The organism is Deinococcus ficus, from assembly GCF_003444775.1.
In the GTDB taxonomy this organism is placed as follows: Bacteria; Deinococcota; Deinococci; order Deinococcales; family Deinococcaceae; genus Deinococcus; species Deinococcus ficus.
The window spans coordinates 24868-51037 of the sequence record NZ_CP021084.1; the positions used below are offsets into that span (position 1 = coordinate 24868).

Sequence of the window (26170 nt, forward strand, 5' to 3'; positions counted from 1 at the left end):
CCCGGCCGGTCCGGGCGCAGCCACCCCCTTTCACCCCTGGCGGGGTGGCGGGTGCGGCATGAAACGCCTGCAGAAGCTCCTTCACCGCACCAGCGGACTCGACGTCCTGATCACCGGGCTCAGCGCGCTGAACCTGCTGGGCCACCGCCGCAGCCCGGTCCATGACCTCACGATCACCGGCCAGGCCGGACACGCCTCTCTCCTGGACATGGGCTGGACACCGCGCCGGGACTGCACAGGCGAGCCGTTCTACACGCACCCGTCCTGGCCGCGCGCCCGCGCGAGGGTCACCGGCCTCGACGCGCTCCAGGCCGTGGAGGCCCTGCCGCTCAGTCACCTGCGCATCGCCATTCATGCGGACGGCACGGTCACGGACCGGCGCAGCCAGGACCCCTGGAGCGGCCCGCTGCCGCGCATGGTCACGCCGGGCGACGTGCTGTCCCTGCGTGCCGACCACCCGCTGATCCGCACAGCCCAACAGGAGATTCAGCGGCGCGGGAACATCACCAGCGTGGACCTGAACGCCGGGGGTGGCCTGACCCTGTGCGCCGACGAAGGGCACGCCCTGGCCGAGTACGTCTTCACGCCCGATGGGAGGTGCGAGCGTGTGGAGCTCCCGTTTTAATGTACCCGCGGAGTGGTACCACGGCAGCCGCTCCGCCGTTCCCGCCTGGCGGTCAGCGGCCGACCACGTCCCGGTCAGCCGGCACATCTTCGCGCTGCTGGGCCTGAGTGCCAGCGCGGTCCCGGACGTGGCGCTGCGCTACGCCCTGCCTGGCGGCCTGCGCTACCGCCGCGGCGTCAGCGGCGCCAACATCACGCAGATCCGCTACGCGCCCCGCCGGCCGCTGTACGTGGGCGTCGACCGCGACCTCAGCGAACACCTCGCCGCGCTGGCCCAGCGCATTCCGGACGTGCGAGACCAGCTCAGCCACTGGCTGGCGCATGTCCCGTCCCGCTGCCGGGAGGTCGAGGGCCGCCCCGACGCCCTGCTCGCCGCCCTGGATGACGGGGCGCGGCGGCGCGTGGCACAGGAACTGCACCAGGACCTTGAACGGGGTGGGCACGACGTGCTGCTTCATCACCACCGGCCGCCCCTGGGACCGCACCGCTACAGCCTGAGCGTGATCTTCCCGTGGCCGGAGCGCCTTGGTCTTCTCCCTGCGGTCAGCGGGCCCATCCTGTCCCCGGGTCAAGTGGCCCCCGTGTGCGCGTGGCCGCCTGCCGGCTCCCCCGCGCCCCGGGGACAGGCCGTGCAGGCAAGTCTTTAGAACTTTTCAGACCTGCTGCTATAGCCTGTGCGCCGAGCGGAGGCCTGGAGACGATTGCCAGGACGCAGCTGCCTGCACTCCCCACAGGCAGGTCCGGAATCTCCTCACGCCACGCTCCGACCTCCCCCCACCCTCTCCCCCTTCCTTTTGCGCCCGGACCACACTGCCAGGCACGCTGCGCCCGACTACCCACCGGGCCAACTCCGTGCCGGAACCCTGCCTGGCGGCTGTCCCAGACGCAAGTTCCCCAAGGACCTTCATGAGTCAGCACACGTTTTCGCGCCCGGGACACCATGTCTCGACGGGCTGGAGCCGCAGACAGCGGAACTTCTTCCTCATCATCCGCCGGGGTGACCAGGCGGTCTACGACCACCGCCTCGACCCGGAAGCGACCCGCGGCGGCCTCAGTCTCGAACAGATCCAGGAGCGCCTCGACGAGCACCGCATCGTCGCCCCCCCAGGCCTGCTGAACGCCCTTCAAGACGACCTGCTCCACAACCGGGGCGGGCACGAGGAGTGCTGGGACCAGTAGCCGTCACGGCCGCCACTCCCGTATCACATGGCCCCCCTGAGGGGGGGCACGTTTGCTCTGGACTTTGAATACAGGATTGGGTCACACTCAGTCACTGTGTGCACCCCCGCCGTTCACCTCCTGGCCACTGCAGCGGACCGCGGTGACCACTCTGCCTTATGAGCCCGACACGGCGCGTCAACCCGGAACTGCTGACGCCGCTCCCCCTGATCACCGACCAACCTGTTGACGGACGGGTCTACCGCCTTCCCGGACTGAACGCCGCCCTGGCCATGAAAGGCAACATCGGCCGCCTGATCACCATGGGCGCCACCTGGAGTGACCGGTACCACACCGTGTTCAACGTTCGGCGCAAACTCAACGACCTGGAAATCGAGATTCAGGGCCAGTGGGTGACGATCTCCGAAGGCCGGGTGCAGATCGCCATTCAGAGCCTGCACGCCCTGCGCCTGCGGGCCCCTGAACTTCCCGGCGACCTGCCCGCCGCGCCGTTCCTGACGCCGCTGTTTCACGAAGACCCCCGTGACGGCCTCGGCTGGTGGGCGTCGAACGTCACCACCCACCAGGCCACCAACGGCGACATCACCGTCGTCACCTGCGACGTCGTCTTCACCCGCGGCGATGAGGGGTTCAGCGCCAAATCCACGCTGGTGATGACGCCGGAACCGCCGTACCACATCTACACGTACACGACGCCCAGCGCCCTCGGCCAGCAGGTGCTGCCCGGGATCATCGACAGCCTGAACGCACAGAACGACTGACCCCGCCCCGGCGTGTGACAACAGTGAACGTCCGCGACAGACATACTGCCGGCGATGCCTTCCAGCACGTCCTCACGGTCTGCGCGGCGGACCATGAGGTTCGTCATCCCAGGTGTGCTCCCGGTCGAGATCGGGCGCGCTGAGCTGCTGAAAGCCCAGAAACACGGCGTCAAGGTCACACTCCTCTCCGCACCGTCCGGGTACGGCAAGTCGACCGTGCTGGCGCAGTTTGCGCGGCAGGACTCGGGGGCCGTCTGGATCCGCCTGAACGAAGAGGCCAAAGACGCCGCGGCGCTCCTGAACGACCTGGCGCACGGCAGTCGGCTGGCCGGCGTGGCCCTGCCTCAGTGGCAGCGCGCCGTGCACACCGGCACCAGCCGGGCGCAGCTGCTGCGCGCCCTGATCGAGGACGTCAACGCCCACGAGCAGGACCTGTCGTACTGCCTTGACGGCGGCGAGATGCTCAGCAGTGAATCCGCGCTCCTGCTGTCGTTCTTCGCGGAGCGTCTGGGCGACGGCCACTGTCTGATCCTCGCCCAGCGTGAAGGGTCGGCCTTCGATCTCACCCCCTTCCAGGAGCGGCAGGAAGGGGTGACCATCACCGCCGACCAGCTGCAGTTCACCGCCGACGACACGGCAGCCGCCGCGCGGCAGCTGGGCACCGCCGCACGTTCCGGTGAGCTGCAGACGACCTACCACGGGTGGCCGTGGGGCATCATGCTCGCCCTGCGCACCCAACCCCCGGGCCCGGAGGCCCCCGCCAACGAACTGGTCAGCAGCGTCCTGAACGCGCTGCCCGACCGGCTGGCCCGTCAACTCCAGGCGCTGTCCGTCCTCGAATACTGGAGTGACGCCGCGGCCGCCTGCCTGGACGTGAAATTGCCTGACGGCTGGATCCGCCAGCTGCAGCAGGCCGGCCTGCCCATGACGTCCGTGGGCAAGGGCCGGTACGTGCCGCACGACGTCGTGCGGGACCGGCTCACCGCCCAGCTGCGCCAGCACCCGGCGCGGTGGCGCAAGCTGCACGCCCGCGCTGCGCAGCTTGCCGAGGTCCAGGACCAGCTGTACAGCGCCATCCGGCACCACGTGGACGCCGGACAGGCCAAGCGCGCCGTGCGCCTTGCCGAGCAGCTCGTCCCCCGGTGGTACCAGGCGGCCGACTGGCAACTCGCTGAACGGACCCTCAGCCTCATTCCCCCCACGCATCTCAGTGCCGAACTCCGCTCCATCTACGCCCTGGCCGTTCTGGAAACCGGCGACATCACCCGCGGCCAGGCGCTGCTCGAAGCGCAGCTCGCGCTGCATCCCACGGCAAGCGTGCATTTCGGACTGGCGCTGGTCGGGCTGCGCACGATGAACCGCCCGCTCATGACCCACCACATCGACGCCGGCCTGGCCGTCGCCCGTCACGCCCGCGACCGCATCCAGCTGCTGAGGATCAAGGCGGTGCACCACGAGATGAAGGGTGAACTGGCGCAGGCGCTCGAAGCGGCAGAGGAAGCCGTGGAGCGCGCCGAGCGCCTCGGCGACGCCAGCCTGCGCGTGGCGACCCTGTCCGTCAAAGCCCGCGTGCTTCAGCGCCAAGGGCACCACGAGCTCGCGATGCGCGAGTTCGAACGCAGCTACCAGGCCGGCGTGCAGCTGGGCCTGCCGCACCGGCTGATGCCCGTCGTCGATCAGCTCGGGGGCCTGTACTCGTACACCGGCCGCACGGCCGAGGCCGCCCGCCTGCTGGAAAGCTCCCTCGTGACCTGCCGGCGCAGCTTCCCTCTGGCCGCGCCGACCCTCCAGAAGACCCTGGGGCGCACCTACTACCGCCTGGGGCGCATCGGCGACGGGCGGGCCCTGATCTGGGAGGCCTACGGCGAGTTTCTCCGGCGAGGCCACGTCAACCAGATGATCGACTCCCTGTATCACGTGTACTTCTCCGCCGTCCTCGGGCAGGACCGCGCCCGGGCGCTCGAAGCCTTCAGCCAGGTCCTGAGCCTGACCGGTGAGGACCGGGCAACGATCGGCGAAGGCCCCTGGGCCACCCTTCAGGAGATGCACGCCTACGCCGCGTACACGGCCGGAGACCTCGACCGGGCCTTGGCGCACCTGAACAATGCCGCGGCGACCACGCTGGCCTACGCGCAGCGGACGTTCGTGCTGACTGAAGTGCTGCGCGGAGAGATTCACCGCCGGCAATCCGTGCTCACGGCCGCCGACGCCCGAGCACTGCGCACCGCGCTGGACACGCAACCCGAGGACCTCTGCGACCTCCGCACCCTCCCAGGGCTGGTCATGCCCCTGCTGCAGCAGTACGTGGCACGGGGCTGGGACGCCGAGTACTTCCAGCGAATGATCACGGAGCTCAACGGAATCGAGCCCGCCCCGCCCGCCCCGCTGGCACTTCACCTCACAACCTTTGGCACGTTCAAAGTCACCCTGAACGGACACCCCGTCAAACTCGGTCACACTCCGGCCCTCGAAGCCCTGACCTACTGGCTGCTGCACCCCAACGCCCGACAGGATGAACTGGCCGATCACGTCTGGGGCCACGGCGACCTCAAACGCGCCCGGCAATCCGCACAGGTCGCCCGCAGCACCATAAATGCCGCCTTCCGCAAAGCCGCGGCGCAGGACGCCCCAGTCATCGGGGACCTGCTGGGCTCCGCCGGACACGGCCGCCGGAACCCGCAATGGGTCCTGAACCCAGGCGTGCAGCTCGCCAGTGACGTGCAGGCGTTCCTGAACAGCCGCTCAGCCGACGACGTCCTCCGCACGCACCCCGACTCGTTCCTGGCCGGAAGCGAAAGCGAATGGGTCGTGCACTACCGCGACGTGCTGCGCATGCACGCCGTCGAGGTGCTCAGAGACGCCGTGAAAAGCGCTGAGCCCACCACGGCCCTGACCTACCTGGTGCGTGCTGCGGACCTGACTCAGGACCGCGAGGCGTACGAGCGGGTGCAGCGCGCCGCGCAGAGTCTCGGGCAGACGCACCTCAGTCACGCGGCGCAGCAGGCGGTCCTCGACCTCGAATGTGGCGAACCGGCCGCACTCGGCACGCGCTGGAACGCCAACTGACCCCTGCCACGCTCCGCGCCCATAAGGCATCTTGTGTGCGTAACGCCACCCAACTGCACCGATGCTTGAACAGCGTTCACCCTGACCCTGTCAGGGTCGGCGTCGAATTGGGTGTCCCACACCCGTGCCCGGGCCCACCGCACAGATGATCAGTCCCAGGCACAAAAGGAGAGTAGATGACTGGAAAGAGCACGAAGGGAGCCGCTGCCCAGGGAGCGAGCCGCAAGGAGCAGGACACAAAAGTCGCCAAGGCGCAGATCGTCGAGCAGATGGCTGGAGCGTCTGGCCTGACGAAGAAGCAGGCCGGAGACGCGTTCGACACGGTCATCGACTCCATCGTCGGCAGCCTGCGCGACGGTAAGAGTGTCGGCCTGCCGCGCCTGGGCACCCTGAGCGTCCGGGCCACCGCCGAACGCACGGGCGTCCGTCCTGGCACCAGCGAGAAGATCCTCATTCCCGCAGGCAAGAAGGTCGCCTTCAAAGTGGCGGCCGACCTCAAGAGCACCCTGTAACCCCCACGCAGCATCGAAGGGGAGAACCACATCTCAGTGGTTCTCCCCTTTTTCATGGGCATCCGTCCCGGTCCGGTGCCGTGAGGCACGCGGCCGGGAACAACCGCCTGGAGACGGTGCAGTCCGGCTCGGTCACCCACGCGCACGTAAATTGATCCCATGCACCATGTCCAGCGGGTTACCTCATTCACGGCACAGCGCGAACCGCTGGAGGGGCCAGTCACCAAACTCGGAGGCCAGCCAGTATGGATGCAGGAGGCCGAGTGGCCGATCAGCCCCCACACCGGCCGCCCCCTGCGCTTCCTGGGTCAGATCGACCTGCACCCCACCGCCCTGAACCAACACGACGTCGCCTACATCTTCTTCGAACCCTTCGACGCCCAGACCCAGACCTACCTCGAGGACAACTGCGCAGTCATCCTTCAGAAGCGCCAGCCGACCAGCACGCCCGGCCCGACCGGCCCCTGTTACTCCGAGGTGAGCTACCTCCTCGAAACGGCCCCCCAGGTCGAACCGCACTGGCGGGCCGTCGAGGACCAGTACAACCTGTGCGACGGACCGGGGCAGCTCAGCTACGAGATGGTGCAGCAGCTGTACGCCGTTCCGAAGATCGGTGGAACCCCGATCAGCGACGCGACGGACTACAGCACGGCCCTGTCCGAAAAGGACTGGTTCCTGCTGCTGCAGCTGCCCGAGCGGGGCACCCACGCCGGGCAGCCGTACGACACGCCGTTCGAAGTGAACTACGGCGTGGAAGGGTGCGGGTACATCTTCTTCAACGCCAAAGAGCGTCTGGTCTTCAGCGACTTCTTCAGCTACTAAACTGCGATCCATGGCAGACCTGGCCGCGCTGATCGCCGCCGCCCTCCTGGCGACCGTCAGCGCGGCCGTGCTCTGGCGCAATCTGGATTTCCTGACCGGGAAACCCAAAGTAGGCGCCCGCAAGTTCGTGCAGACGCTCAAACTTCAGGGCCCGCAGAACACGCTGCTGGCCATTCTCGCCCTCGCTGCCCTGATCACCGCGCAGGTGCTCTACCACCGCAGCGGCGCCCTCAGCCTGCTGCTGTGCGCCGCCGCGCTGTGCCTCCTCACTGCCCTGGCCTTCATCGGCCTGCAGGTTCAGGAGCACCGCGACCCCGACGACTCGTGACGCCGGTCTGTCCCCACGCCCGACACGAACCCTGCGACGCCCGGCGTCGCCATGCCTTGCTGATTCAGGTCCCGCCTGGGCTTCCCGTCAAGTGATCCCGCGCCTGGTACTGCAGCCGGACTGCGGCCCTCACTGCTCAGGCGACACGGGCCACCCGGGGCGCACGGGCATAAGTTCATGCGCTGGTGCCGGCCGAGCGAACAGGTACCCCTGCACCCCGTCGCAGTGCAGGGCCTGCACCATGGCGAGCTGCTCTGAGGTTTCCACCCCCTCGGCGATCACCTTCAGGCCGAAGGCGTGCGCGAGCGAAACAATCGCGCCGACCATCACCTCCGCGCTGTCTCCCTGAACGAACGAGCGGTCGATCTTCAACACGTCGATGGGCAGCGTCTTCAGGAGTCCGAGGCTGCTGTACCCGGTGCCGAAGTCGTCCAGGGCAATCCGGATACCCAGGGCCCGCAGGTCATGCAGGAGCACGGCCGCAGCCTCCGGGTTGCGCAGCACGACCCGTTCGGTGAGCTCCAGAATCAACAGGCGCGGGTCCAGGCCGCTTTCCGCCAGGGCGTCCCGGACGATGGCCACGAAGTCCGGCTGTTCGAACTGCCGCGCGCTTACGTTCACGCTCATGGTCAATGCCTGGCCGCGCCCCTGCCATGCGGCCGCCTGACGGCACGCCTCGCCCAGCACCCAAGTGCCTATCGGCACGATCAGGCCGGTGTCCTCCGCCACGGGAATGAATTTTCCCGGAGAGACCAGGCCCTGCTGTGGGTGCGCCCAGCGGACGAGGGCCTCGAACCCCTGTGGCTGCCCACTCACGGCCTCGACCACGGGCTGGTAGTGCACAAGGAGCTCTCCAGTCGTCAGCGCGGCGCGCAGGTCGCGGTCCAGGATGAGACGCTGTGCGGACTCGCTGTCCATCCCCGCCTCGTACGTCCGGACGCGGTTCCGCCCGGACTGTTTGGCGCGGTACATGGCGATGTCCGTGTGTTTCTGCAGGGCCGTCACGTCCCGGCCGTCCTGTGGGGCGACAGCCACGCCGATCGACGCGGTGACGTGCAGGGTGTGCCCGTCCACGTCGAACGGCGCCGCCAGACTGGTCAGGATGGCCTTTGAGAGGCGCTCGGCCTCCTCTGCCGCGAGTCCGCGGAGGGTCACGAAAAATTCGTCGCCGCCCGTGCGGGCCACCATTCCACTGCCGGGTACCGCGGCCCGCAACCGTCGGGCGACCTGCTGCAGCAGACGGTCACCAACAGTGTGGCCAAGGGCGTCGTTCACGGCCTTGAAGTGGTCCAGGTCGATGAACAGCACTCCGAGGGGCGCGTCCCCCGCTTCGGCGAGGCGCCGGTCAAGTTCCGCCTGGAACTGCGCGCGGCCCGGCAGGCCTGTCAGGGGGTCCTGGTGTGCCTGCTCGGCCTGAGCGGCGAGGTGCCGCTGCGCTGCAGTGAGTTCTTCTGACATGCGGGACAGTTCCGCCGTCCGCGCCTGCTCCGCCTGTGCTTCCCGGGCTTGCATCTCGGTGTGCAGCTGCACGCTGAGCACCCGCGCCTTGCGGTCGAGGTCCTGCACGCGGCGCCGGCTGTCCAGAACCCGCGCCTCCCGGCTGAGCCTGAAGGCGCGCTCCCATTCGTTCCTGCGGGCGTACAGCTCACTGAGGTGACCCAGGATGAGGCGCTCCTGCGTGGCACTGTGGTCACTTCGCGCGGCCACGAGGGCCTGTTCGAGCAGGGCCTCCGCCCCGTCCAGCTGACCACTTTCGAGCAGCGCGTGTCCCTGGGTGAGGTGGAAATGCGTCAACTGCTCGCGGGTGGCGGCCTGCTCGGCGAGCCCCCGCACATGGTCGCCCAGGAGAGCGGCCCGGGCGGCCCGGCCCGTGGCGGTCAGGCTGGCCATGACATTCAGTTGCAGCACCAGCTCGTGCCGGGTCAGGCCCTGGGTCTGGATGAACGGCAGGAAGGCCGCGGCGGTCTCCAGAACCTCCTCATAGCGGCCGAGTTCGTGCAGGGCGAACACGATATCCACGGCGCAGGAGGCCTGCAGGGGCACGTGCCCGGCCCGCTCGGCCAGCAGCCGCATCTCCCGGAACGTCTGGAGGGCCAGTTGATAATCGCCGAGGTCCGCCTGGACCTGACCGATGTTCCCGAGCGCGCGGGCCTCCCCAGCGTCGTCTCCGTGTGCCTGGGCGACGTGCAGGCTGTTGAGGTAATGCTCCATCGCTTCCCCGTACTGACCTTGTTCGCGGGCGACGAGACCAAGCCCGTTCAGAGCGCGGGCTTCCGTGACGCCATCACCGACATCCACGGCCGTGTCACGGCCTTGCGTGAAGGCGTCGAGCGCCCCGGGAACATCTCCGCGGGCCAGATAGGCCCCCCCGAGCAGCGTCAGCGTGCGCGCCATGCCGCATTGATCTTCCTGCTCCTGGACGAGCTGAAAGATGCCCTGGAGCAGAACGGTCGCCTGCAGGGGATCGGTGAGAATAAGTCGATCCGCGGCATCCAGTCTCGCCTGCCAGGGGGACGAGGGCGCTCGTGTTGGCCCGGGGATGTCAAGCACACCCGACGATAGACCGTCCTGCCTGACAAAATCGCAGTCCGGTCTGACTTTGATGGGGGGGCACGGGATGGGAGAGCAGGTCGAGTCCGCCGTCCCGCCGTGGTCAGAGGCGCCCGCGAGGAGTGCCGGTTGCTCAGGCGGCCTGGCCATCAAGGCGGGGAGGCCCTTCGGTACAATGGATTCGTACGTTTGTCACAATGTGCACCCCAGTCCTCCCTCTTGCCTGCTGACGCCCGATCCAGTGCTGGAGGGACGAATCAGGAGAGGTCGTATGACAACACGCAGCGGCGAATCAGTCCCAAGTGGCACCAGCAGAGCCCTGTGGGGCCTCACGGTCATCATGCTGCTTCTTTTCATCGCCGCCGTGATCACCGGGATCGTGATTGCAGAGTCCGGCGCCAGAGCGCCACAGTGGGCACAGAACCTGACAACCCCTGCTGTGTACGCCGCTTTGATCGCAGCAACTCTGGGCTCCCTCATATCGGCCCTGCACAGCCAGAATCTTGAAGCCATCAGGCATCAGAACAGCGGGGCCCTCGAACTCCTGCGGTCGGAATACGCCAAGCGCAATCAAGCGGACCTGGAGAAAATCAAGGCCGATTACACGAAGGCCCACGCTGATTACACGCTGGCGATTCAAAAAGACCTGGAGGGCGTCAAAGCCACGTACCTGCGCGAAAACCAGACGGAACTCGAGCGAATCAAGGCTCAGTACAGCAGTGAGCACCAGGCCGTCCAGCAAACGATCAGTCTGGACCTGGCGAAGTTCCAGTCCGCGTTGCAGCACGAATTCGCGCAGCTCCGGGCGGTGACTGAAAACGAAGCGAAATATGCAATGTTGCGGCGGTCGGTTCTGGACGCCGGTCAAGCCGTACTGCCCAGGCTCAAGGAAGTGGTGAAGGGGCATGGCAAGTACGGCTACGAGAAGCCCTGGGCGTCCACAGCCATTCAGGAGGACTCCCCAGAGGCGAACAAGCGCGACACGACCGTGTTCCGCCTGTTTCGCTTCTTTGGCGCGTACCGGCGCTACCGGCGCATCACAGACTGGGAGCATCCCATCGCCAATGACCTGCTGATGTTCTTTTTCGAAGGGAAGATCGAGCCCGTCTTTGCCAGCGGAAGTTACCCGGACTGCATCAACGAAGGCACGGTGATCTGGCGGGAGACCATCGCCCAGCTTGGCCTGCTGATGATCGACGCCAGCTCGGACAGGGCGCGGCCGGACCTGCTCAGCTGGCTGGCGTTCTGCTCGGCGTTGCGCGGGGGCGACCAGCGGGCCAAGTTCCTGGATGCCCAGGCTGAGCGGATCAGTCAGTTCCTGGCATTGCCCTACCAGCGTACCGGGCATCCCGCGGTACGGGTGGCCCTTCTGGGGGTGTACCTGTGCGACATGTGTATGGTCTGCGACCCGCAACGCAAATACATCCAGAGCTACCGCCCGGTCTTTCTACAGCACATCCTCAATCATACGGAGGCGAACAACGGCCTGTACCTGTATGTCCGGCCAGGACCTGACCGCCTGTCCGATCTGGACTGCCTGCGTAAGGAGTATGCGGCCCGCGGCCAAGAAGCCCTGAACGACGAACGCGCTGCCCCGCCCGTGCGCTTCAATGGCGCCGGTGAAGCTGAGCTCTTGGGTTGAAAACCGTCGGCGCCGCCTTCGTCTGGCGGCGCCTGACGCGGCGTTGCGCGACGTCGCCAGCTGCGGGCGCTGCTAAAGCCGTCAGGCACCCGGCCAGACCCCCAGTCGAACCGGCAGATGCAGGTCTGGTCCGGGCCCACCAGGGCTCCAGGCGGCCTGCACTGCACCCGGCGCCCGCGCCAGTCACCCACCTGTGGCCTACGGTCAGGCGTATGGTCCTTCCTCTTCCGTCTGATCCCGACCGCTCGCAGCTGCTTCGCGCGTGGCTCCTGAATCCTGAGTGCCCGGCACACACACCCACCGTGGAGTTTGTTGACCCTGACCTGCCGCTTCGCGACTGGACGGAAGGCGAGGACATCGTGACCTTCTGGCATGGCGATCGGCAGTACGCGGCGAGGCGTGATCAGCCGGTGCTGACGCCGCTGCCGGACATCCGCGATGACCTCCTGAGTCTGGTGGCAGACCGCTTTCCCGAGTTCACCGAGGAGCGCCGTGACTGGGGCCAGGTGGGGTGGGTGAGCGTCTGGAAGACCCCGCACGGGCCGGTGAGCATCGATCAGGCGGAGGGGGGTGGCGTGACAGTCGCCCTTGGCGGCCACGCCCGCCGGTACGCGTCCGCGCAGGGCCTGATCCAGGCGCTCCGCGCCTTCAAGGCAGCCCCGCCAGCCACGGACGCAGGCAATGTTCCAGCGTTCACCGGACACACCCTGGAGTGGCACACCGCGGGCGAGGACAGCCGCCTGCTGAACGAACACGACCTGCAGGAGCTGCCCACCCGCCTGCAACAGCTGCTTCTGGCCAGCCCCGACCCGGCGTGGGACCGCGTCCCGATGGGCCGCGCGGGGACGGTCGGCCCGCCGGTGGTCCTGGACCGGATGTTCACCCTGCATGCCCGCCTCGGCGATCACCACTTCCTCGCGCAGGCCCCGACGCTCCTCGGGCTCCGACCGTACGCGGAAGTGCTCGCCCTGCTCGCGTTGTGAACCGGCCTGCGCACGACCCTTCACCCTGGCCCCTCGCCAGGGTGAACCCGTGATGACGTCCGCCGCGCCGGAGTCCGCGGGCGATCCGCCCCTTCCCTCCCCCAAAGGAGTGCCCCATGACCCACTGTGACCACCCGATCCCCAGAGCGGTGCCGTGCACCGTCCGGCCGTTCATTCGTTCCACGCCCCTTTCTCCCGCTGGGACGGCGGAGAGGCTGACGGGGGGGCGGGCGTGAGCAAGGAGAGCCTGAGCACGTTCGTGAGCTTCGTCCTCTCGCAGCAGCCGCAGGTGATCTACGTGATTCCCGATGAGGACCAGAGCGGCGTCGAGATTGACGTGCTGGACTCTCAGCGCATGGCCTCGCTCGACAAGGAGCGCGACTTCCGGAAGGTTCCGTTCGCCGACCTGGCCCTCGGGCGCCTGATCGAGGCCGATGAGCAGGCGGAAGTCGACGGACTGATCGTCACCACCCGGGACGGCCGCTACCTCATTCCGTACGCCCGGGACTGAGGGGCATTCACCCGCGCGCTCCACATACTCAGGCCATGGACAAAGAGCTGCTGAAGCAGGCCGGAATGATGCTCCCCCACATGGCGCTGTTCGAGCGCATGCTTCACATGCGGACCCTGCTGTGGCTGGCGGGGCACATGGAAGAACGTGGGGACCGGGTGACGCTGGTCAGCGCTGGCAGCGTCACCCTGGTCGGGCAGGAGATGACCACGCACGAGACCGTCACCACCAGCCGGGGCGAAGTGACGGCCGCTGCGGCGTACCAGGTGCTGCACGAACTCAAAGGCCATGAAGCGGCCGAGTATGCCGTGACCCGGGAGGAGCTCAAGGCCCTGAATGCGGGTGCCGTGGACCGCCTGGCGAGCAGCGCGGAGCTGCTGGCGTTCGGTGAGACGCTGGAGCGGATCGTGGCCCTGCGCGACCCCCGCAAGGGGCGGGCGGGTGAAGAGGCGCCATTCGCGTGAGCCTCCGGAGCGCAGGCAGGGTCCCGCCACCCACCCGCCGGGACACTGGCGTATGTGGCCCAGCATCCCGCAGGAAAAGGACCAGAGCCGAAATCCACATAAGCAGGCGCAGGCGCTGCTGAAGATCAAACCCACGCCTGCGCAGCGTCAGATGAACCTCGTGAAGTACGAGGAGTACAAGCACGACTGGAGCATGGCCTGGTACCGGACCATGAAGCTGCTGCCCAACCGGGACCGGGACGCGTACACCCTGCTGCTGAGCTTCGACGCCGACCGCATGCAGGGGAAGGTCATTCAGGGCGCCGCGTTCGGCCTGCTGCTGGCCGTCGCCCTCTACCTCGCCTCGATCTATCTCACCCCCACCCTGCCGGTGGAAGTCCGCGCGAGCCTGGCCCTTCTCGTGGGTCTCGGGCGGGTCCTGGCGACGTACCAGTCGGAGGTGGCGGTGTACGTCGAGCAGGGTCAGGTGGTGCATGCGCAGGTCGGACTCCGCGGCATCCAGTGGAAAGACCGCGCCGCCTGACGGCGCCCTGGGCCGCCGACCAGCCAGCATCACGAGTGACCGCCGCGGCTCCTCCCCGGGGCCGCGCTGCCGTTCGGTGGGTCACCCGCACGGAGGGTGCAGGGGCCCCCATGGGCGCCTGCGCCGGGTCTCCTCTCCCCTGCCCGGCAATCAGGAGTGGTTTTGATTCCGTATCAAGAAGAATGGCGTGTCTTGATTTACCACTCAACAGAACACCACACTGAACCATGGCACGCACGCGGCACCACTCCGGGTCGAAACGACTGACCCGCGAACAGCGGCGGATCCACGCTCAGCAGAAGCACTTGCGGGAGCATCTCGCCCACCACCGAAAAAACGTCCTGGAGGTCAGCGAACACCTGTTCGGCCAGCGCCTGACGGTTGAGGACCTCAGCGGCGCCCAGCGCTATTCCGTCGAGGCGTACCTCCTGGACTGCCAGCGGCAGATCGACCTGGGCAGCCTCGAACGGATGACCGCCCTGCCGGACGACGTCCAGCGCCAGGTGCTGGAAGACCTGCTGCGCTGAACCGCGCCCGCCACACCACCACGGCGTCCGCCCGATCCTGACCCCCCTTCACCCGCAGGCGGGTGACCGGCACCCGCAAGCCTCCCGCTGGGACGGTCAGGCCGTCACCCTGCCGGCCCCGCTCCCGCGGCCAGGTCCCAATCCAGGAAAAGGAGTCGCACTGCCCCGGTCCGCCTGGGCGTCAGCGTCCAACATGCAACACGTCTACTTCCCGACCGCCCATCACCAGTACGCCACCCGCCTCGTGTTCGGAGACACCGAGGACCTCCAACTTGTCCGCGACACCTACACCCCTCCCGAAACCAGACCCGAGTACCAGCGGCAGCTGCGCCAGCTGGAGCACGAGGCCGCCAGACGCGGCCTGGGCCGGGACCAGCGCCGCATCGTCGCGGGGCTGAAGGTCACGCCCCTGCACACGTTCACCATTCCCGTGCTCATCACGGACCTGACCCGGCTGCCTGACGGGGTGCACGCCACGTTCCTCTGCGTGGACCAGGACGTCGCGCAGGTGCACAGCAGCGTGATCCTCGACGCGCAGGGTCGGCCGCGGGCCCCGGTGGCCCAGGGAGAATGACGTCATGCTCCAAGACGCCCTGACCGCCCTGACCGCGCAGCTCAGCGGCATGATCGGCGCGGCCGTCCGTGCCGAACTGCCCCGGGTGACCGTCAGCACCCCCCACGGCAGCACCGCGCTGCACGTCGACGAGACCGGCGAGTACGTCACGGACGAACACAACCTCACGCACAGCCTCGCGGTGCCGAGCGTGGCCCGCATCAGTGCGCTGTTCGCCTGGCAGCCGGCCGCCCGGCACGCCGATGAGGACGTGCAGCTTCTGCAGGAGAAGTCGACCGCGGACGTGACGGTGTACGTCACCGGAAGCTGGCCGTGCGGTCAGGGCACCGTCCGGGGTGTGCGCCTGGTGCACGGTCGCACGACGGCCCAGCGGTACGGCACGCTCACAGCCTGGGTCAGTGCGGGCGTGCTGCATGCGCTGCTGGAACTCGAGGACCCGAACCGTGCCGGCACATGCGTCCTGGAGTACATGGAGCGGGACCTCTCCGACGAGTCCGAACCGTTCTAGATCGCAGACAGCAAGCGCTAAACGCTCCAATGTTGAAGTTTTCCGACTTCTCTCATCTCTCCACATGCGCTCGAATGATGGGCCAGGGAACAGTAGGGTGACCCCTGACCCCCTGAAAACCTTGCATTGGGCGCTTCAGGAGGGACCTCAGGAGGTTCTATGAAAGGATTACGTCTTCTTCCCGTCACCATGGCGCTCAGCCTGATCCTCGCCGCCTGCGGACAGCCCGCCACCACCCCGCCCGCCCCCAGCGCGGAAAGCGGCGTCATCACCGAGAACGGTGAAAGCATCCAGCGGCGCCACATCGGCGACCTGGCAGCAGCCTCTGCCGACTGCAACATCATCACGAACGCGTCCGCGTACTGCTACAACTCGGCGCCTGGCACGCAGTACCGCTATGTGGTGCGCTGCAACGACGACGGGATCGCCAACCGTTACAGCTGGGACTACGGGGAGTGGCGCAACCAGAGCGGCACGTACCGCTCGCACGCGACCTGCCCCGCCGGCGACTACTTCAACACGCACTACATCGACTTCCGCTAAACCCCGCCTGTCAAGGAACGCCGCGCCCCCACCGGGGTGCGGCGTTTCCAGTCCACCCCCGGAGCCACGACGAGCGTCCCAGGGCGGTCCTCCGACCGAATGCTGCTCAGGCCACCTCCCAGGAGAACGCACGCCTGGAAACACCCAGTCGTCCGTACTTTGAAGGTATGAGTGACACGATCTTCAGGAGCACCAACAGCCAGCGCAACATCGTGCCCGGATGGACCAACATGCTGCCCGACAGCCCCGACTGGATCGAGCTGCAGATCGACGTCGACATGCAGTCCTGGACGCGCGAGCACGCCTGCGTGCTGCTGCAGTACTGGGACAGCAACGACGTCCTGACCAAGCAGGCCATCCTCCCCATGCGCGCGTTTTCTGGCGACGCAGCCGGCTGGTGCGCGATGCTGCCCAACCACGGCCGGGTGATCGTCAACGCGATCGACCCCACCCCGCGCCCCCCGCTGCTGGCGACCCACATCCTCACCATCGACCCGAAAAGCCCCCGTGGAACGGTGTTGAACGCCGAGGTGCGCTTCCCGCACGATCCAGGCCTGCTGTTCCTCGGTGAGGCGGCCCACACCCGCAACTGACCATGCCCCTGACGCTGCAGCCCATCAGCTTCCAGGAAGCGTGCGCCTTCGTCCGCCAACATCACCGGCATCTCGGCCCGCCTCAAGGCCATAAGTTCAGCATTGCCGTGAATGACGGAGCCGCCGTGGTCGGCGTGGTGATGGTCGGCCGGCCGGTCGCCCGCGGGTACGACGACGGCACGACCCTGGAAGTCACGCGCCTGTGCACCACAGGCGCCGCCAACGCCGCCTCGATGCTGTACGGCGCGGCCTGGCGTGCAGCCAAGGCCCTCGGGTACCGCAGGATGTTCACGTACACGCTCGCTCAGGAACACGGGTACTCCCTGACTGCCAGCGGCTGGCGCAGGCTCGGCCCGGCAGGCGGTGGCGAGTGGAACGCGCCCAGCCGCCACCGCCTGCCAGTTCGTCAACCTGGAGTGAAGACCCTCTGGCAGGCGCCCGAACTCCCCTGATTCCCTGACCGCCTGCGCCCCTGGACTGCCCTCCAGGGGCGCGTCCATTCCCGGAGGTCCCATGAACACTGCGCTCAAGCCCGCACGCGCCACTCCCCAGATCTCCAGGACCATCCGCGCATGAGGGTCCTGCGAACCGCGTTCCTCGAATCCCCTCCGCTGCCCGGTCCGGTCACCCCGGTGCTCCACCTCGATACCCACGAGCACCAGGGCCTGCTGCTCGGCACATGCGGGGGGCCGCCCGGGCGCGTCCTCGCCTACGACGACCGCAGCGGCGAGCGCGGCCCGGCGGCGCTGAACCTCACCCGGTCGCTGCAGACCATGCTTCCCTCGTCAGCGGCCCATCACCTGCTGCAGGCGGTCCGGCAGTGGTGTGCCGACGCCGACGCCGCGTCCCTCCAGGCGGTGTGCGAACACGTCACCCTCAACCCCAGCACCGTTGACGCGGTCTACACCCAACTGCTCGTGCCCTGCGAACCCGTGCGCACCTTGAGCCTGCTCCGGAAGTACGCCCTGAGTGACCAGGCCGAACCGTTCGTGCCGTACCTGCCCCTGTGGATCACGGACACGGCCCAGCTCGAACTGGGCGTCTGGACTGACCAGGGGACGCGCTGCCTGTTTCTGGACGGCGTGCCGGTCAACCTCCACGCCCTGCACGGCGAGCCGGGCCTCGACCCCCTGCTCGGTACGCTCGCCCACGTGCTGAGCGCGTCGCCAGGAAGCCTCAGGGCGCTGAGGGACGTGCCGGACCAGGCGCTGCCTCACCTGATCCAGGTGCTCCGCGGAGAATCCGGGCACTCACCCAAGTGCCCCCTATAACAGCGTCATGCCCAGTGGCCGGACGCACTCGCTGATCAACTTTTCTGTACTGGGCGCCGGAATGATGCTCTGGCAGGTGCTCGGCCGTCCTGCTGACGACACGCCCGGCCTGAGCGTGGCCGCCGGCATGATCATCGGAACGGTCTGGATCACCCCCGACCTCGACATGCGCGGCGTCAAGGTTGACGCCCAGCGGGCGTGGGGCCCGCTCGGGGCCGTGTGGTCACCCCTGCGGATGCTCTCCAAGCACCGCGGCGTGTCACACACCTACCTCCGTGGACCGCTGCTGCGCGTCGCGTACCTCGCAGCCATCGCCGCGCTCCTCCTGCTCCTGGTCCGCCTGTGCACCGGCACGCCCTGGAACAGCCCGCTGCCCAGTCTCCCCGTTCACCTCTCCACCGCGCCGCCTGTGAAGGTGTTGCTATGGTCGTACTGCGGGTACCACGCGGCGCAGGTGCTGCACCTGATCGCCGACCGCATACCGCTGAGCTTCAAGCGACTGTGAGGGCGCATGGACTACTTTCTCAAGGCCAGATGCCAGGCCGCGCAGCTGATGCTGACCGCCTACGACCAGACCGGCTTCCCGATCGGGTACGGCGTCATTCATCAGCTGGAGACACCGTTCCTCCTGCAGGCGGTCGAAGAGGGCGACCGCTTCGAGATGATGCCGTCCAGGCAGTCGGTGCGGTACGCGTCAGGCACGCTCTACCTGGGTGAGGCGTCGTTCAGTGTGGGGGCCAGCGAGCGCACCTGCCTGATCGGGGTTCTCGAAGCGGCGCTGCGTCAACAACCGGCCCTTCAGGCCTGAATTCACCGGCACGGCCGCGGCGCTGCATGCGGCGGGTCAGGTCTGGCGATTTCGCGCGCAGGACGTCGGGACGGTGCGCCCTGCCACCGCGGGCGGCGCCGAAGAAGCCCGACCGGCGGCGTACGCCATGCGGCCAGGAGTTGCAGGGCCCGCAGGACTACAACACAATACGGGCATGTTCACGCTTCTCTACGGTCTCCCTGTGATCTGGCTGACGGTGGGAGCGTGCTGGCTGTTTTCGACGTACGGCTGGTCCGCGGCCACCCTCGATCACCCCCACACCCTTCCGCTGACGCTGCTGTGGCTGGCCCTCGGCGTGGCCCTCGGCAGCCTCGGGGTCACCCTCTTCCGCCGGGCCTCTCCGGAAACGCAGGGGTTCGTCAGTACGGCGCTGCACATCCTCGAGCGCACGCCGCCCGCCGCGCCGGCCCGGTCCGCCCGTGAGGAGGACCGCGGACTGCTGACCCTCGAGAATGTCGTCGCGTACGACGTGATCGATCCGTTCGGGGTGCGCGAGGCGCGCCGGCAGGAGCAGGAACGCGCCCAGTGGGAGTACACCCAGAACCTCGGCAAGTAACGCCGCTCCCCTCCCGTGCTTCTCCGTCCGGAGGAGCATTTTTTTGGTTCCCGTCCACCCACCCGCAGTGACACTGGGGCATGACACGAAGCCTCACCGTTCTCGCCGTGCTCACCGGTCTGACGCTCTCCCCCGCGTCGGCAGGCCGCGACACGGGCAGCGTGCGCAACTGGCAGGACTACCGTCAGTTCTTCAAACAGACTTCCCGGCTGATGCCCCTGACCCAGCCGAACTCCCCCACGGTCGGTCTGGTGACCGGCGTTCTGCAGCCCAACGGGCAGTTCGCGGTGGAGTTCAAGGACGCCGCCACGGAGACCATGGCGCTGGCCGCGCCGCGCTGTCCGGGCGGCACCACCACGTTCGGGCTCAAGACGCTGCTCTTCACGGGACTCGTCGCGCAGAGCAGCGACCGGCTGTACGTGCTGCGCCGCCAGGGCAAGAGCGGCAACACCACGGTGGTCGACGGGTGGCTGTTCGCCAACAAGACCGGCCAGATCATCGGCACCTGCACTGAGGGCAACGCGACGGCCACGTACAACCTCAACCTGGTGCGCGGCTGGAACGTGATCCGCATCTACACCGACGGCGGCACGCAGCGCAGCAGGCTGAGCAACGCCCCCCGTAACACCCTGCCCTGGATGATGAGCCGCTGAACGGCTCTCTCCCCGACGCCCTGCGCCCTGGCCGGGTCCGCCCGGCCGCCGAACTCAAAGGAGCCCTCCGATGACCTTTCACAAAGCCCTTGGCCTGACCCTGCTGACCGCGCTGCTCAGCGGCTGCCAGGACCGCAACACCAATGACGACTACGTGATCCTGACGCGCTTCGACCCGAACATCGCCAGCGTCAAGATCGAGGAGGCGCGCAGCTCCGCGATCTACGCGCCCCGCACGGTCGTGGTGACACCCGGCAAGTACTGCCAGACCTTCGTCAAGCAGGTGGGCAGCCAGAGCGTCACCGGACGGATCGAGCTCAACCTGCTCTCCAAGAACCGCTACTTCTACGCCACGCGGTTTGCGTACAACAACCTGGTGCGCCGGCACTCGGAACTCGGGTACTACACCACCAAAGGGCACGTGCTGATCCTGACCAGCAGCGCCGGCACCGACCGCCAGATCGCCCTGACCAGCGTGACCCCGCAGCAGATCAACGTCTGGGGCGAGCTGCCCCTCAGCCGCGACTGTGAGACGGTCCTGCGCGACTCGGCGCTCGGCGCTGCGGAACGCAGTGCGTCGGCCGAGCAGGACAAGCCCTACCCCTGGGAGGAGTAGGCCGTGGCGCGGAAGTCCTGGGAGGCGCCGCCGGTCCTGTCAGCGTCTGAGCTGGACGGCGGTCGGGGCGACCTGGTCGAGCTTGGACAGCGTGTCCTTGAAGAACTGCCGTCCGGGCAGGGTCAGGTGCAGGAGCTGGCGGTCGTCGACACTCAGGAAGCCCTTTCGCACCAGGTCAGCGCACATAACCTGGCAGAGCCGATGATCCACCTTCGTCTGGGCGCTGAGGGCCGCCACGCCGAGTCCCCCCGCCCCCATCCCGAACAGGGCAGCGAAGACCTGGTGGGCGGCGCGCACTTCACTGCTGTACATGCGGCCACTGTAACGCCCTGGCACCTTCGCGACAAATTCTCTTTCGGTGCGCATTTGTCGTCCCACATATTGAAAAGGATGAAACTCGCCGTCTTTCCCTCGGTCGGTCAGCTGCAGCGTTTCCTTCAGGACCTGGAGTGTCGCGGCGTGAATGTAGATGACGTGTCGGTCCTTCACTCCGCCCGCTCGGGCGACGGCTCGGCCGAAGGAGCGGCAGCGGACGCCGCGGTCTTCCGGGTCCGGGCCGGCGGTGAACACGGGTTGATGACGGGCGCCGGGATCGGGGCCCTCACCGGCCTGGGGCTGGGCGCGCTGCTCGTGACGGCCGGTCCGTTCGCGCTCGCGCCTCTCCTCGGCATGGCCGCGATCGGTGCGGGAACAGATGCAGTCAGCGGCCTGGTGGCCGGTATGGTCGGCGGCGCCGGGAGTGCCGTGGTCGACCGTATCGGGCAGAAGGCCGGGCGGTCCGGCGCCAATGACGTTCAGCTCGACGAACCCGTCTGCGCTGTAGCCCGCCAGGCGATCGAGACTGGGGGAGGCGTGGTCGCGCTGCGCAGCGACACCTTGTCTGGAGACGACCTTCAGCGGGCTGCCTCCGCGCACGGTGGCCACGTGCTCTGAGGCGGCTGGCGCACTTGCCCTGTTCCGTAATGGAGCAGGGCTTTTTCATTGGCGGCGGAACGGCCATACTGTGAGGCGAGAGTTACATTCACCGCACTTCAGGGTGCGGCGCCACCCATCATTCACCCCTCTCGGGGTCTGAGGCGCTCGGTCAGCACCTCGCTTCCCTCACACCCGGTCGCCATCCGGCGACGGCATCCCAGGGCATCGTTCACCTGCAAAGGCAGGTCATTCGGAGTGACATGGAACAGTTTTCACGGACCCGTGCCCTCGCCATCCGGCACCCGGTCAGTCCCGTTCAGAACGCGGCCGTCAATCTCGGTGTGCTGGCTGTGGTGAGCGCCGCGGCACCGCTCCTGCCCGGCAGACTGGACCTTCTTGGCATTCCTCTGCTGAGTGTCGGTATGGCCAGACTGGAGGGCCACCCATTCTGGGCTGTGGTGGTGGTCGTGGCTGCTGGCGCCGGCTGGTTTGAGCTGGTGGGCGACCGGGTTTGTCATCTTGCCCTGCTCACGCAGTGGTTCTTTCTGACCTGCAGCTATTTGCATCTGCTTCTGCGGCGGGCCTTGAACTCGAACGCTCAGTCCGACTAGCGACCGCGCCTGACGGACATGACCGCAAAGGTCGCCCGTCCAGCTGGGCTCCGCCGGGCCGGTCTCCTGCTTGAGGGGTGTCCAGTGCACCGCGCAGACCACGGCCGCGTTCCAGGGCGTGTTGGATCAACCAATTGACGAGGATTCCTGCCCGGAGATGGTGTGTGTACACCTTGAGTTGAAAATGGTGTACACACCTTTTATGCTGACGGTATGACCACCGAAAGGAGGAGCCGCAGCAGCGTCAAGATCCGCTCACTACGCTCGACGCTGGCCGAGGTCCTTCAGCAGGTCCAGGCCGGCGAACGGGTCGTGATCGAGAAATACGATGCGCCCGTCGCCGCAATCATACCGATGAAGGACTACCTGGCCCTCTCACGGCTCGACGCTCAGCTGAAATACCGCAAGACAAAGGAGACCCACATGGCACACCGCATCGTCGTGACCAACATTTCTGGAGGGGAAGGCAAAACGACCGTTACCCGCGAACTCGCCTTCGCGCTGGTCGAGCTGGGCTACCGCGTCGCGCTGATGGACACCGATCCGCAGGCCTCGCTCACCAAAAACCTGGGGTTCCACGATGCCGAGCGCCTCGCCGACCGTGCCTCCCTGCCCGGCTTCAATCAGGAACACACGGTCCTGGGTGTCTTCACCGCGGAGAACGGCGAAGCCCAACTCGGTACGCCGCTGCAGGCCATGGGGGTCGATATCTGGGTGTCCAACGATCACCTGTACCAGGCTGACAACCTCATCGCGGGCGATCTGTCCCGGTTGGGCAACCTCCGCGAAGCCCTCGACAAGGTGGCCGATCAGTACGACTTCATCCTGATCGACACCAAGCCCGGCGTGACTCCCCTCCTCAATGCTGCTGTGGCCGCCGCCGATCACCTGCTCGTGCCGGTTTCAGGCGACAAGGGAACCGAGAACCTGGACAAGATTGTTCGCCTGATCAAGAGCGCCCGCGGCTATTCCCCGAGCATCGCGCCGCTCATGTTCGTGCCCAACCGCGTGCGCAGCCACACGAACGTTTCCAAAGACCTTCTCAATACCATCGACGAGTACAAGGATTTCGCGCCGACTTCCGGCACGATCCGCGACAGCGTGATCATGATGGAGGCACCGAACCACCGTAAACCTGTGGTGCAATACCGGCCCAGCAGTGACGTGGCGCAGGACATCCGAACCGTGACTCAGGACCTGCTGCGCACGCTCGGCGTGACCAGCAACCCGCTTGAAGAGGTCGCCCAGTGACCCGTCCCAAAGTCGCGTCACGCGTCAACCCTCTGGATCTGATGGCCGGCCTTGAGGACACCCCGGTCACTGAAGCGCCACTGGCGAAGATCATCGTTGCTGACGGCTTCAATCCCCGCCGATTGATCACCTCGGATGCATTCGCCGCCGACGCGCTCAGCGGCCTGGTGCAGAGCATCCGTGAATTCGGCGTCCTCCAGCCTCTGCTCGTGCGGTCCCAGGGAGACGGATATCACCTGATCGCAGGAGAGCGGCGTTACGTCGCTGCCCAGGAAGCAGGACTCACCGAAGTGCCCATCCGAGTGCTCGACGTGGATGATGATCAGGCCTACGCCATCGCGGTGATCGAAAACGCACAGCGCAAGGACCTGGATCTCGTCACTGAAACACTGGTCGGCTTTGACCTGCTGTCAAAACGACTCAACATGTCCGTGCCTGAAGTCGTCACGTACCTGCACAAGGTTCGAAACAACACCGCGCCTGACGACCTCAATGTTGAGCCGCTGCTCCGGTCCCTGTACGGCACCGGCATCACGACCTGGGCAAGCCGCCGCGCCAAAATTCTTCAGCTGACACCTGAAGAGCAAACCGCCGTGAGGCAGGGCCAAATCGACGCCACCGTCTGTGTTGAACTGATCAGACTCCCTGCTGGAGCACGGCGTGAAGCCCTTTTGCAGCAGGCCATTACAGAGTCTCTCAGCGCCGCGCAGCTCCGCGTACTTGTGCATGCATCCCAGCAGTCGGGCGGGTCTTCACCGGAGCTCAAAGCCCGAGTCGGAGACCTCAGGAAGCGCCTGCTCAAGCTTTCCTCGCTGACTGGTGATGAGGCCCAACGCGCCGAAGAACTCATCGCGGAAATCGATTCCCGGATCGATCAGCTGCTTTCCCGCTAAAGCTCCCAGACCACAGCGCCGTGGCCTTCCTGATGGGAAGGCCATGGCGCCGTCGCGCTTGAGATGGGTTGTGCATAACACCTGAACGTCTCCCCTGCTCGCACATGCCAGATATCTGGAGTCAAAAGTCGGGCGACCGTACGCTCCAGCGATCTCTAGATACGGGGTATCTAGATCGGCGAGGTAGGCAGCGCTATTCGGTATCAGTCTCTAGATACCGGGTATCTAAAGTGCGTGTATTAACCTGTTAAACCCCTGCTGGACGCGATTTTCATCTTACTGTGGGGCATGAAAAGGACTGGGTACAGCTCTGATTTGACGGACCAGGAATGGGCTCTCCTTGAGCCGCTGCTGCCTGGTCCACGTCCTACAGGACGCAAGCGCATCCATTCTCAACGTGTACTTGTGAATGCCATGCTCTACGTGCTGCAAACCGGCTGTGCATGGCGCCTTCTCCCTGTGAACTTCCCCAGCTGGGGCACGGTGTATGCCCAATACCGCAAGTGGCGCATCCGGGGCGTGTTGAAGGACGTCCATGACGTCCTTCGAGAACGGGTCCGCCAGGCGGCAGGCCGTGACGCCCAACCCACCGCTGGCATCATCGACAGTCAAAGTGCGAAGACCACCGAGGCCGGCGGCATCCGGGGATTTGATGGCGCTAAGAAGGTCAATGGGCGCAAGCGGCACATCCTGGTGGACACGCTCGGCCTGATCCTCAAGGTCGTAGTCCATCCTGCCGATTTGCAGGACCGTGAAGGTGGGAAACTCGTCCTGAACGGATTGAAAAAGCAGTACCCAACATTGGAGAAGGTCTGGGCGGACCAGGGCTACACGGGTGGCTTTCTGAGGTGGGCCAAAGACAGCTCGGATCTGCTGGTCGAGGTCGTCTACCCCTGGTGGCGGCAGGCTAAGCGGTATACGCCGGATTTGGTCGAGAACGTGGATCCACGCAAGACGTTCCACGTCTTGCCGCGTCGATGGATCGTAGAGCGTACTTTCGCATGGCTGGGCAAGTGTCGCCGGTTATCAAAGGATTACGAAGCACTCCCAGAATCCACTGAAACGCTGGTGTATTTGGCCATGATTCGGCTAATGCTGCGTCGGTTGGGTCGCGCTCCTCCAGAGACGTCTGCGAGTCATACCATCGTGATGTGACATGGCACGAATTTGAAACGCTTATCGCGGCGCACAGTTGGGCCTTAGAACTGAACCTGGCCCAGCTATCCGTCATCTCTGCCAAGGTCACGGGGAGCGCGATGGACGTTGAGCTCATCCTTGAGGGCCATGATCAAGACGATCAGAGTATCTGTAAGAAATGGCTCGTTCACGTTGATACCGTGTACGAACACCACCTTCAGCTCTTGCCTCTTGACGACGTTCCGCGCGTGGTAGATGACCATCCCCGAATTCGCACGTTTCAATCGGAGTGGACGCGCCTTTACTTTGCGGCATCACCGCAGCGACCACAATGGCTTGTGAGCGAGCTGTTTTCCAGCCACGACGACAAGGAATTCGGTCCTTTTCAGATGTATGGCCCGTATGGCGATCCTGGCTTTGGCAGTGGAGTGCTGGCGGAAGGACCTGCCTCGTTGATGGAAGCCTACGCGAAGATCCTTGACGGTCACGGCATGCGTCCCACGACGCTACCCACTGTGAATCCACTCTGGCGCCGGCATAATGGCAGAGCCACTCGTCCTGAGCAGCTTCAATTGCTGAATCTCTCGGGTGACCTCACCTGGGCTGTCGACAACTTTGTCCTTGGTCGCCAGTTCTCGATCCGACTCGTGACTTGAAAGCACTCGAGCCTCCGTCTAACCGCGTTTCCGATCGTGATCGCGTTAACAAACGCACTTTAGGGTCTGTAG

The 26170-nt window shown here is 66.4% G+C and carries 33 protein-coding genes; 31 read left to right on the forward strand and 2 right to left on the reverse strand.

Translation table 11 applies throughout. The features are described from left to right. The first annotated feature begins 58 nt into the window (after nt 1-58). The 8 genes from DFI_RS18330 (at nt 59) to DFI_RS18365 (ending at nt 7292) form a co-directional block, all read left to right on the forward strand. Nucleotides 59-625 carry a hypothetical protein gene (locus DFI_RS18330; protein ID WP_155864632.1) on the forward strand — a complete coding sequence of 189 codons (567 nt, stop codon included), beginning with the start codon at nt 59-61 and terminating at the stop codon, nt 623-625. Then, complete coding sequence (locus DFI_RS18335; RefSeq protein WP_027464370.1) at nt 606-1271, forward strand: hypothetical protein; 666 nt, start codon at nt 606-608, stop codon at nt 1269-1271. Before DFI_RS18330 ends, DFI_RS18335 begins: the two co-directional genes overlap by 20 nt. A gap of 259 nt (nt 1272-1530) precedes the next feature. After that, nucleotides 1531-1803, forward strand: a complete 273-nt coding sequence (locus tag DFI_RS18340; protein WP_027464369.1) for a hypothetical protein — start codon at nt 1531-1533, stop codon at nt 1801-1803. Nucleotides 1804-1961: 158 nt separating this feature from the next. Then, nucleotides 1962-2564: a hypothetical protein gene (locus tag DFI_RS18345; RefSeq protein ID WP_027464368.1), complete on the forward strand. Its 603-nt coding sequence runs from the start codon at nt 1962-1964 to the stop codon at nt 2562-2564. A gap of 93 nt (nt 2565-2657) precedes the next feature. Further along, the gene (locus DFI_RS18350) at nt 2658-5630 is read left to right on the forward strand and encodes an ATP-binding protein (protein WP_155864631.1); all 2973 of its coding nucleotides are present in this window, start codon (nt 2658-2660) and stop codon (nt 5628-5630) included. 176 nt (nt 5631-5806) lie between these two features. Further along, nucleotides 5807-6142, forward strand: a complete 336-nt coding sequence (locus DFI_RS18355; RefSeq protein ID WP_043779921.1) for an HU family DNA-binding protein — start codon at nt 5807-5809, stop codon at nt 6140-6142. 159 nt (nt 6143-6301) lie between these two features. Next, on the forward strand, nt 6302-6964 hold the full coding sequence (locus DFI_RS18360) for a DUF1963 domain-containing protein (protein ID WP_081426049.1): 663 nt from the start codon (nt 6302-6304) through the stop codon (nt 6962-6964). A gap of 10 nt (nt 6965-6974) precedes the next feature. Continuing rightward, nucleotides 6975-7292: a hypothetical protein gene (locus DFI_RS18365; protein ID WP_027464365.1), complete on the forward strand. Its 318-nt coding sequence runs from the start codon at nt 6975-6977 to the stop codon at nt 7290-7292. A 129-nt stretch (nt 7293-7421) separates the two neighbouring features. Here DFI_RS18365 and DFI_RS18370 read toward each other — a convergent pair whose 3' ends face one another. After that, the gene (locus DFI_RS18370) at nt 7422-9686 is read right to left on the reverse strand and encodes an EAL domain-containing protein (RefSeq protein WP_051308385.1); all 2265 of its coding nucleotides are present in this window, start codon (nt 9684-9686) and stop codon (nt 7422-7424) included. 427 nt (nt 9687-10113) lie between these two features. Here DFI_RS18370 and DFI_RS18375 point away from each other — a divergent pair, with 427 nt between their 5' ends. From DFI_RS18375 to DFI_RS18455, 17 genes are all read left to right on the forward strand, one after another. Beyond that, the gene (locus tag DFI_RS18375; RefSeq protein WP_118376038.1) at nt 10114-11484 is read left to right on the forward strand and encodes a hypothetical protein; all 1371 of its coding nucleotides are present in this window, start codon (nt 10114-10116) and stop codon (nt 11482-11484) included. 302 nt (nt 11485-11786) lie between these two features. Next, nucleotides 11787-12467 (forward strand): hypothetical protein, encoded by a 681-nt coding sequence (locus DFI_RS18380; protein ID WP_027464363.1) that lies wholly within the window; start codon nt 11787-11789, stop codon nt 12465-12467. Between the two features lie 232 nt (nt 12468-12699). Further along, a complete protein-coding gene (locus DFI_RS18385) occupies nt 12700-12978 on the forward strand; it encodes a hypothetical protein (RefSeq protein ID WP_027464362.1) in 279 nt (92 codons plus the stop codon). Nucleotides 12979-13013: 35 nt separating this feature from the next. Further along, the gene (locus DFI_RS18390) at nt 13014-13442 is read left to right on the forward strand and encodes a hypothetical protein (protein ID WP_051308383.1); all 429 of its coding nucleotides are present in this window, start codon (nt 13014-13016) and stop codon (nt 13440-13442) included. Nucleotides 13443-13494: 52 nt separating this feature from the next. After that, nucleotides 13495-13965, forward strand: a complete 471-nt coding sequence (locus DFI_RS18395; protein ID WP_027464361.1) for a hypothetical protein — start codon at nt 13495-13497, stop codon at nt 13963-13965. Between the two features lie 227 nt (nt 13966-14192). Further along, nucleotides 14193-14492, forward strand: coding sequence for a hypothetical protein (locus tag DFI_RS18400; protein WP_027464360.1), 300 nt, complete (start codon nt 14193-14195; stop codon nt 14490-14492). A 193-nt stretch (nt 14493-14685) separates the two neighbouring features. Continuing rightward, nucleotides 14686-15066 (forward strand): hypothetical protein, encoded by a 381-nt coding sequence (locus DFI_RS18405; protein WP_027464359.1) that lies wholly within the window; start codon nt 14686-14688, stop codon nt 15064-15066. A gap of 4 nt (nt 15067-15070) precedes the next feature. After that, complete coding sequence (locus DFI_RS18410) at nt 15071-15574, forward strand: hypothetical protein (protein ID WP_027464358.1); 504 nt, start codon at nt 15071-15073, stop codon at nt 15572-15574. Between the two features lie 159 nt (nt 15575-15733). Beyond that, nucleotides 15734-16117, forward strand: a complete 384-nt coding sequence (locus DFI_RS18415) for a hypothetical protein (protein WP_155864630.1) — start codon at nt 15734-15736, stop codon at nt 16115-16117. Nucleotides 16118-16284: 167 nt separating this feature from the next. Further along, nucleotides 16285-16710, forward strand: a complete 426-nt coding sequence (locus tag DFI_RS18420; protein ID WP_051308382.1) for a hypothetical protein — start codon at nt 16285-16287, stop codon at nt 16708-16710. Nucleotides 16711-16712: 2 nt separating this feature from the next. Further along, the gene (locus tag DFI_RS18425; RefSeq protein ID WP_043779915.1) at nt 16713-17162 is read left to right on the forward strand and encodes an XF1762 family protein; all 450 of its coding nucleotides are present in this window, start codon (nt 16713-16715) and stop codon (nt 17160-17162) included. Nucleotides 17163-17282: 120 nt separating this feature from the next. Next, nucleotides 17283-17981 (forward strand): hypothetical protein, encoded by a 699-nt coding sequence (locus DFI_RS18430; RefSeq protein ID WP_027464355.1) that lies wholly within the window; start codon nt 17283-17285, stop codon nt 17979-17981. Nucleotides 17982-17988: 7 nt separating this feature from the next. Beyond that, nucleotides 17989-18486 (forward strand): DUF2227 family putative metal-binding protein, encoded by a 498-nt coding sequence (locus DFI_RS18435; protein ID WP_027464354.1) that lies wholly within the window; start codon nt 17989-17991, stop codon nt 18484-18486. A 6-nt stretch (nt 18487-18492) separates the two neighbouring features. Then, entirely contained in the window at nt 18493-18789 is a 297-nt protein-coding gene (locus tag DFI_RS18440; protein WP_027464353.1) for a hypothetical protein, read from the forward strand. A 175-nt stretch (nt 18790-18964) separates the two neighbouring features. After that, a complete protein-coding gene (locus DFI_RS18445; protein ID WP_027464352.1) occupies nt 18965-19366 on the forward strand; it encodes a hypothetical protein in 402 nt (133 codons plus the stop codon). A gap of 80 nt (nt 19367-19446) precedes the next feature. After that, the gene (locus DFI_RS18450) at nt 19447-20019 is read left to right on the forward strand and encodes a hypothetical protein (protein ID WP_027464351.1); all 573 of its coding nucleotides are present in this window, start codon (nt 19447-19449) and stop codon (nt 20017-20019) included. Between the two features lie 70 nt (nt 20020-20089). Beyond that, nucleotides 20090-20635 (forward strand): hypothetical protein, encoded by a 546-nt coding sequence (locus DFI_RS18455; RefSeq protein ID WP_027464350.1) that lies wholly within the window; start codon nt 20090-20092, stop codon nt 20633-20635. Nucleotides 20636-20674: 39 nt separating this feature from the next. Here the strand turns inward: DFI_RS18455 and DFI_RS18460 are convergent, their stop codons facing one another. Beyond that, complete coding sequence (locus DFI_RS18460) at nt 20675-20947, reverse strand: hypothetical protein (protein WP_027464349.1); 273 nt, start codon at nt 20945-20947, stop codon at nt 20675-20677. A gap of 78 nt (nt 20948-21025) precedes the next feature. On the opposite strand from DFI_RS18460, the gene DFI_RS18465 reads away from it, so the two are divergent. The 6 genes from DFI_RS18465 (at nt 21026) to DFI_RS20395 (ending at nt 26098) form a co-directional block, all read left to right on the forward strand. Further along, entirely contained in the window at nt 21026-21568 is a 543-nt protein-coding gene (locus DFI_RS18465) for a hypothetical protein (protein ID WP_027464348.1), read from the forward strand. Between the two features lie 242 nt (nt 21569-21810). After that, nucleotides 21811-22161 carry a hypothetical protein gene (locus tag DFI_RS18470; protein ID WP_118376040.1) on the forward strand — a complete coding sequence of 117 codons (351 nt, stop codon included), beginning with the start codon at nt 21811-21813 and terminating at the stop codon, nt 22159-22161. Nucleotides 22162-22374: 213 nt separating this feature from the next. Further along, entirely contained in the window at nt 22375-23412 is a 1038-nt protein-coding gene (locus tag DFI_RS18475) for an AAA family ATPase (RefSeq protein WP_051308380.1), read from the forward strand. Next, nucleotides 23409-24305 carry a ParB/RepB/Spo0J family partition protein gene (locus DFI_RS18480; RefSeq protein WP_155864629.1) on the forward strand — a complete coding sequence of 299 codons (897 nt, stop codon included), beginning with the start codon at nt 23409-23411 and terminating at the stop codon, nt 24303-24305. The genes DFI_RS18475 and DFI_RS18480 overlap by 4 nt, the downstream gene beginning before the upstream one ends. 288 nt (nt 24306-24593) lie before the next feature. Further along, nucleotides 24594-25460, forward strand: a complete 867-nt coding sequence (locus DFI_RS18485) for an IS5 family transposase (RefSeq protein WP_027464346.1) — start codon at nt 24594-24596, stop codon at nt 25458-25460. Beyond that, on the forward strand, nt 25457-26098 hold the full coding sequence (locus DFI_RS20395) for a hypothetical protein (RefSeq protein WP_155864628.1): 642 nt from the start codon (nt 25457-25459) through the stop codon (nt 26096-26098). Before DFI_RS18485 ends, DFI_RS20395 begins: the two co-directional genes overlap by 4 nt. The last annotated feature ends 72 nt before the right edge of the window (nt 26099-26170 follow it).

Bases quoted from the DNA above. Each gene is read 5' to 3' on its own strand.
- DFI_RS18435 (WP_027464354.1), top strand. From the start codon at position 17,989: ATGCCCAGTGGCCGGACGCACTCGCTGATCAACTTTTCTGTACTGGGC.
- DFI_RS18365 (WP_027464365.1), top strand. From the start codon at position 6,975: ATGGCAGACCTGGCCGCGCTGATCGCCGCCGCCCTCCTGGCGACCGTC.
- DFI_RS18370 (WP_051308385.1), bottom strand. From the start codon at position 9,686: ATGGCGCGCACGCTGACGCTGCTCGGGGGGGCCTATCTGGCCCGCGGA.
- DFI_RS18445 (WP_027464352.1), top strand. From the start codon at position 18,965: ATGTTCACGCTTCTCTACGGTCTCCCTGTGATCTGGCTGACGGTGGGA.
- DFI_RS18460 (WP_027464349.1), bottom strand. From the start codon at position 20,947: ATGTACAGCAGTGAAGTGCGCGCCGCCCACCAGGTCTTCGCTGCCCTG.
- DFI_RS18395 (WP_027464361.1), top strand. From the start codon at position 13,495: ATGTGGCCCAGCATCCCGCAGGAAAAGGACCAGAGCCGAAATCCACAT.
- DFI_RS18405 (WP_027464359.1), top strand. From the start codon at position 14,686: ATGCAACACGTCTACTTCCCGACCGCCCATCACCAGTACGCCACCCGC.
- DFI_RS18340 (WP_027464369.1), top strand. From the start codon at position 1,531: ATGAGTCAGCACACGTTTTCGCGCCCGGGACACCATGTCTCGACGGGC.
- DFI_RS18470 (WP_118376040.1), top strand. From the start codon at position 21,811: ATGGAACAGTTTTCACGGACCCGTGCCCTCGCCATCCGGCACCCGGTC.
- DFI_RS18350 (WP_155864631.1), top strand. From the start codon at position 2,658: ATGAGGTTCGTCATCCCAGGTGTGCTCCCGGTCGAGATCGGGCGCGCT.
- DFI_RS18420 (WP_051308382.1), top strand. From the start codon at position 16,285: ATGAGTGACACGATCTTCAGGAGCACCAACAGCCAGCGCAACATCGTG.
- DFI_RS18440 (WP_027464353.1), top strand. From the start codon at position 18,493: ATGGACTACTTTCTCAAGGCCAGATGCCAGGCCGCGCAGCTGATGCTG.
- DFI_RS18345 (WP_027464368.1), top strand. From the start codon at position 1,962: ATGAGCCCGACACGGCGCGTCAACCCGGAACTGCTGACGCCGCTCCCC.
- DFI_RS18410 (WP_027464358.1), top strand. From the start codon at position 15,071: ATGCTCCAAGACGCCCTGACCGCCCTGACCGCGCAGCTCAGCGGCATG.
- DFI_RS18425 (WP_043779915.1), top strand. From the start codon at position 16,713: ATGCCCCTGACGCTGCAGCCCATCAGCTTCCAGGAAGCGTGCGCCTTC.
- DFI_RS18375 (WP_118376038.1), top strand. From the start codon at position 10,114: ATGACAACACGCAGCGGCGAATCAGTCCCAAGTGGCACCAGCAGAGCC.
- DFI_RS18390 (WP_051308383.1), top strand. From the start codon at position 13,014: ATGGACAAAGAGCTGCTGAAGCAGGCCGGAATGATGCTCCCCCACATG.
- DFI_RS18360 (WP_081426049.1), top strand. From the start codon at position 6,302: ATGCACCATGTCCAGCGGGTTACCTCATTCACGGCACAGCGCGAACCG.
- DFI_RS18455 (WP_027464350.1), top strand. From the start codon at position 20,090: ATGACCTTTCACAAAGCCCTTGGCCTGACCCTGCTGACCGCGCTGCTC.
- DFI_RS18475 (WP_051308380.1), top strand. From the start codon at position 22,375: ATGACCACCGAAAGGAGGAGCCGCAGCAGCGTCAAGATCCGCTCACTA.
- DFI_RS18415 (WP_155864630.1), top strand. From the start codon at position 15,734: ATGAAAGGATTACGTCTTCTTCCCGTCACCATGGCGCTCAGCCTGATC.
- DFI_RS18465 (WP_027464348.1), top strand. From the start codon at position 21,026: ATGAAACTCGCCGTCTTTCCCTCGGTCGGTCAGCTGCAGCGTTTCCTT.
- DFI_RS18430 (WP_027464355.1), top strand. From the start codon at position 17,283: ATGAGGGTCCTGCGAACCGCGTTCCTCGAATCCCCTCCGCTGCCCGGT.
- DFI_RS18485 (WP_027464346.1), top strand. From the start codon at position 24,594: ATGAAAAGGACTGGGTACAGCTCTGATTTGACGGACCAGGAATGGGCT.
- DFI_RS18400 (WP_027464360.1), top strand. From the start codon at position 14,193: ATGGCACGCACGCGGCACCACTCCGGGTCGAAACGACTGACCCGCGAA.
- DFI_RS18355 (WP_043779921.1), top strand. From the start codon at position 5,807: ATGACTGGAAAGAGCACGAAGGGAGCCGCTGCCCAGGGAGCGAGCCGC.
- DFI_RS18330 (WP_155864632.1), top strand. From the start codon at position 59: ATGAAACGCCTGCAGAAGCTCCTTCACCGCACCAGCGGACTCGACGTC.
- DFI_RS18450 (WP_027464351.1), top strand. From the start codon at position 19,447: ATGACACGAAGCCTCACCGTTCTCGCCGTGCTCACCGGTCTGACGCTC.